4 protein-coding genes are annotated in these 5,167 nt (G+C 61.8%); 1 reads left to right on the top strand and 3 read right to left on the bottom strand.

Annotation, left to right across the window (positions count from 1 at the left end; genetic code table 11):
• On the top strand, positions 1 to 734 hold a 734-nt coding region (locus B3H86_RS13870), incomplete at its 5' end, for an NTP/NDP exchange transporter (protein WP_292054963.1).
• Positions 735 to 919: 185 nt separating this feature from the next.
• Here B3H86_RS13870 and B3H86_RS13865 read toward each other — a convergent pair.
• The 3 genes from B3H86_RS13865 to B3H86_RS13855 form a co-directional block, all read right to left on the bottom strand.
• Positions 920 to 2,188: a carbohydrate porin gene (locus B3H86_RS13865; RefSeq protein WP_292054961.1), complete on the bottom strand. Its 1,269-nt coding sequence runs from the start codon at positions 2,186 to 2,188 to the stop codon at positions 920 to 922.
• A 164-nt stretch (positions 2,189 to 2,352) separates the two neighbouring features.
• Positions 2,353 to 4,449 carry a PQQ-dependent dehydrogenase, methanol/ethanol family gene (locus B3H86_RS13860; protein ID WP_292054959.1) on the bottom strand — a complete coding sequence of 699 codons (2,097 nt, stop codon included), beginning with the start codon at positions 4,447 to 4,449 and terminating at the stop codon, positions 2,353 to 2,355.
• A 424-nt stretch (positions 4,450 to 4,873) separates the two neighbouring features.
• Positions 4,874 to 5,167: hypothetical protein (locus B3H86_RS13855; protein ID WP_292054956.1), on the bottom strand; the 294-nt coding region annotated here is incomplete at its 5' end.

Raw genomic sequence — 5,167 nt, 5'->3', positions numbered from 1 at the left:
CGCTGATGCGCTGGCGCGAAATCGGCGGAGCAGGGCGCCCCGGCGCGGCTCCGGCGGAGAGTACGCGTCGGCCGGTGCCCGGCAACCCCTTCAGCGGCCTGACTCGGGTGATGCAGTCGCCCTATCTGCTCGGCATCGCCGGTTTCGTGGTGCTGCTGGCTACCGTGACCACCTTTCTCTACTTCGAGCAGGCACGCCTGGTGGCCGAGCTGTTCCCTGACCGTGCTGCCCAGGTTCGCGTGTTCGGCATCATCGACGTGGTCGTCCAGGCGGGCGCGCTGCTGTCGCAACTCTTCATCACCGGCCGCCTGGCGCAGAAACTCGGCGTGCGCGTGCTGCTGGCCATCGTGCCGCTGCTGGTCTGCGTCGGCTTTGTCGGCCTCGCGCTGATGCCCAGCTTCGCCGTGCTCGCGACGTTGATGATCGTGCGCCGCATCGGCGAGTACGCGTTCGTCCGGCCCGGCCGCGAAATGCTCTTCGCGCCGCTGGATGCGGAGAGTAAGTACAAGGCGAAGAACGTCATCGACACCGTCGTCTACCGCGCCGGCGATGCCGTCAGCGGTTGGGGGAAGACGGCGCTGGACATGTTCGGGCAGGGCGCCGGTCTGGTCGCCGTGGCCGGCGCACTCTGCGCACTGCTCTGGGGCTATCTCGGCTGGCAGCTCGGCAAGCAGGCGGACAGGCGAACGGAGGTGCGGGTGGGCACAGCTGTGGCGGGTGAGGGGGGAGCCTGAGCGGAACGCTAGCGGTGGCGGGTTCGAGGTTTGGCTGGTGTCAGCCTTGCAGTGCGGCGCTTTGGTTCGCCAAGAGTCACAGCTTGGTGAGCCTGCGCTGAGGCTGAAGTCCCAACCACGGTATCCGCTGCTTCTACCGAAGCGGCGACCGGCTTTGTGCGCGGTCGCCGCGCTTCATGCGCCGGTCAGAAGCTGACCACCGTCTTCAGTCCGACGACCACCACGTCCTTGTCTTCGTCGAAGCCGCCTGGTCGGTGGAAGTACTGGATGTTCGGCGTCAGCGAGAGGGCGGGTGTCAGCGCCACGCGGTAATACAGCTCGGCCGGGTATTCCACGTCGGGCACCGGGTCGCCCTGTTCGCGCAGGCGACGGCGGGCATCGTCGTTGATTTCCAGGCGCCCGAGGCCCAGGCCAAGCTCGTCGTTCGGGCGCGAGGCGAATGGCGCGGAGAGGATGCCGCCTACCTGCCAGATGCGCTCGATATAGGTCACGTCCGGGTCGGACTGGATGAAGTTGGCAAACAGTTTCAAGCGTCGCTCGGCCACCGCGCTGCTCTGCCAGATCTGTTGTTCGGCCATCAGATAGCCGCCGGTGGCCTTGTCGTGTTCGGCGGCTGGCGCCCCGGAAAGCGCCATCGGCCGGCCGGCAGCGTCACGGTAGATGTCCTCGAAGTCGCCGGTATTGCGCCAGAGGCCCAGGCGATAGGCGCCGGGTTGACCGGCGAAGGTCGGCGTCCAGCCCAGTTCGGCAACGGCGTGGTAGCCGGTAGTGCCCGACGGGCTGCCGAAATTCAGCCCCTGCTCGCGCTCGGTGAAACGCGGATTGACCTGATAAAGCGCGGTCTGCAGCGACCACTCTGCGTCCAGCTGGTAACGCGCGGTGGCGCCCCACTGGCTGATCGGCCAGGTATACCAGTTCGATGTGATGTAGCCGGGCACCGTGCCGCAGAAACCGAGGTTCTGGAACGGGCAGGCGAAGGGGTAGATGTCCCCGCTCATGGGCAGGCGGCCGAGCTTGACCAGCAGGCGGTCGTCCAGCAGCGCCTGCTGGTAGTAGAGCTGCACCAGCCGGGTCGCGCTGCCGTAGCCGTAGATTTCCTGCGGTTGCAGGAGCACGCCGAGGTCCGCTTCGGCGTTGAGGTTCTCGCCGTTGCGGTTGGTCAGCGTGAAGTGCAGGCCAGCGCCGGACCAGCCGAGCAATTTGTCCAGGTCCAGCGCTGCATCGAACATCAGCTGGTCGGCGTAAGTGCTGGTATGGTCGCCGCCGCCCTGGGTGTTGCGGGCCAGTTCGTTGACGTAGGTGATTTGCAGGTCGACCCCGGCCTCGTGCAGACGGGTGCGGGCGCCGTTCCAGTCGCCGAAGAGAAACTGGTCCGGTGAATATTCGGCCGCTTGGGCAGAAGTGAGCAGGCAGGCGACGAGAAGGCCGCTGCCGCAGCGCAGGCTTGTTGTCATTGTTCTGATCCTTTGGGATGTAACGGTGCGGGTGCCGCGAATACCGTTAGCCGCCATGGGAGTGGGCGTTCACGGTATTCGCGTGCGTTTCTGCTCAGTGGTAACGCCTGGCTATTCAGGCGTTACCGGTTCAACTGTCTGGTTGGCGATCAAAGGTCGCCGGCCTAATGGCCGCCGCCAGACTTCACCCCGTCGTGTGCTTGCCTGCGCACGAAATGGCGAATGCTTTCCAGCTCTGCATCGGTCAGATCCGGGAACTTGGGCATGCCATTGACGAGCAATGCTCCACCGCGCACCACGCTCTCAAACGCTTTTTCGCTGCCTGTGAGCAAGATCGGCGACTCCCGCAGATCGGGTGCCTTCATGCCCGCAACAGCCCCGGCGCCGTGGCACCCAACGCAGAGGTTTTCCGCATAGACACCCGCGCCCGTCTCGGCCTTTTCGGCATCGACTTCAAACTTCTCATCGATGATGGGTTTGGCGAGTTGCGGCGCCGGCTGTTCTGGAACGACCGCTTTTCCGTCAAGCGAGAAGGTCATGATGCGGCGCTCATGCGCACCATATTTCCAGCCATGGCTTTCAAAACCCAGTTCGCCTGAGCCGCCGAAGTTGGAGGCCAATGCACCACCAGGGCCCACCAGCAGGGACACCATCTGCTTGCCATCCAGCTTGTAAGTGATCGGTGGCGCGGAGATACCGAGGCCGACGTCATAGGACCAGAGTTCTTCACCGGTGCGTGCGTCATAAGCCTTGAACAGGCCATCGGGCTCGCCCTGGAAAACCAGGTTGCCGGCCGTGGTCAAGGTACCGCCGCCCCAAGGACTCTTCTGGTTTACCTGCCACACGCGCTTGTTCTTGACCGGGTCCCAGGCCTGCAACGAGCCCCGTGACTCGTGCGGGTCCTTGGTCAATTCCCAACCGGTCAGCCCCAGGTAGAGTTTGTGGCTCGCCATCTTATGGCCAGGCTTCGTATTTTTACCGTCGTCCTTGAAGGTGTTGCCTAGATGGTTGGTAGGGATAAAGGCAAGATTCAGCTCGGGGTTATAGGACATCGCGTGCCATGAGTGCGCACCGAATGCCGATGGGTAGATATTCTTCTCGCCGTCGGGATACCTGGCGTCGTCGGCAACGATATGGCGCTGCTCTTTCAGGTTGTACCTGGTTGACCAGTTGGCATCGGCGAATTTCTCCGCGGACAGTACCTTGCCGTTCGAACGGTCGATCGTATAGAAGAAGCCGTTTTTGGGGGCGTGCAATACGGCGTCAACATCCTTGCCGTCTATTTTCAGATCGGCCAGCACGATGTCCATGTTCGAGTTGTAGTCCCAGGTGTCACCCGGGGCAGTCTGGACATGCCACTTGTATTCGCCCGTATCCGCATCGACCGCCACGACAGAACACAGGAACAGGTTGTCGCCACCCTCCGGGCTACGCACCTTGATGTTCCAGGGGCCGCCGTTACCTGTACCAAAGATGAGCTGGTTGTACTTGGCGTCGTACGTCCAGCCGTGCCAGGCATTACCGCCGCCGCCGTTCTCCCACCAGCGGCCACTCCAGGTCTTGGCCGCCATCTCCTGAGCGGCATCCTCGAATCCATCGGCAGGATTGCCGGGAACGATATAGAAACGCCAGACCTGTTTGCCGGTTTCGGCATCGTAGGCAGTTACATACCCACGCATCGGACCAAGTTCGGTGCCGCCATTGCCGACGAATACCTTGCCGTCGAAGGCCTTGGGATGGCCGGTGATATTCAACGGCTGGTCGTGATCGAATGTACGGGTCTGCCAGACTTCCTTGCCGTCCTTTCGGTTGATTGCAATCAGGCGGCCGTCCCAGGTGGCAATGAACAACTTGTCGCCGTAGGTTGAAAGTCCCCGGTTATGCTTCCAGAAGACCTTCTTCATATTGTTGTCGAGGATCTCTTTGGAAACTTGCGGATCGTATTCCCAAAGCTTCTTTCCCGTGCGGGCATCGAACGCACGTGTTCTGTTCATTTCGCCCACATAGTACATGACGCCATCGACCACCAAGGGCGTTCCGACCATATCTGAGCGGTCAGGTAGCGGCGAATACCATTCAGGTTTGAGTTGGCTGACATTATCTACGTTGATGTCCTTGAGCGGGCTGAACCGTTGTTCGGAGTGTGTGCGCCCGTAAGCCAGCCAGTCAGCAGTGTTTGATTCATCGGACAATTCCTTGTCTGTGATGATTCTGTCTGATGCATGCAGCGGCGTGATCGCAAAAAGCGAGGCGGCCATCATCAGGTGAACCCTTAGGTTTGACTGTTTTAATTTCATTTTTATTATTTCCTTGTTTAGGGTTTCAGGCGTGCGTGGGGTACAACGAGCATTTACGGATAAAGCTCTTCTGGCATTTCTTTTGTTATTAAGTCGATTCCGGTATGAGCCCCCGTAATGGCGCGAAACAACATGCACCTATCACGGCTTTTCGAAATCGTTATTCAAACTTCTATAACTTCTGGCCGGCTTCATTGCGCTCTGGTTGCCAGTGTTGGGGCCGTTGTGCCCTGCTGGGTGAGGCTCCTCGGAAGACGGTCACCGCTTCGCCTGGACTGGGCAGGGCGAAGTGTTGGATACCCGCGCTGGCCGGGCGGGTCGGGGGTGGAATAGCTCATGGGGTTTTCCTCCGATGCATGGCCGGACCGGTTGGTGGCCGTGGTGTTTTTCAAAGCACGGGGGAGGGTGGACCGGCGACCGTGCCTGTGGCCGGGCAGGGCAAGGGGCGGGCGCCGAGTTCCAGGCCTTGCCAGGCCAGCACACGTTGATAGCGGTCGGACAGCGACTCGGCTTCGCTCCAGGCGCCTGGCAGTCGCTCACCGAGCGCCAGATGACTGTCGGCCGCGCAGCGCAGGTCGCTGGCGCAGGCGTGATAGAAGCGGTTGACGATGTCGGCCATCGGTTCGCGCCAGTCGTCCATCAGCACCGCCGCATGGGCGAGCACCGCCGGGCGGCCATCACG

Origin of the sequence: Brevundimonas sp. UBA5866 (genome assembly GCF_002432125.1) — a bacterium.
Classification (GTDB): domain Bacteria; phylum Pseudomonadota; class Alphaproteobacteria; order Caulobacterales; family Caulobacteraceae; genus Brevundimonas.
Note: the sequence above shows the minus strand (reverse complement) of the source record. Positions and strands in the feature narration are given on the sequence as shown.

Excerpts from the sequence above, each read along its gene's own strand:
- B3H86_RS13865 (WP_292054961.1), bottom strand. The coding sequence starts at position 2,188 with ATGACAACAAGCCTGCGCTGCGGCAGCGGCCTTCTCGTCGCCTGCCTG.
- B3H86_RS13860 (WP_292054959.1), bottom strand. The coding sequence starts at position 4,449 with ATGATGGCCGCCTCGCTTTTTGCGATCACGCCGCTGCATGCATCAGAC.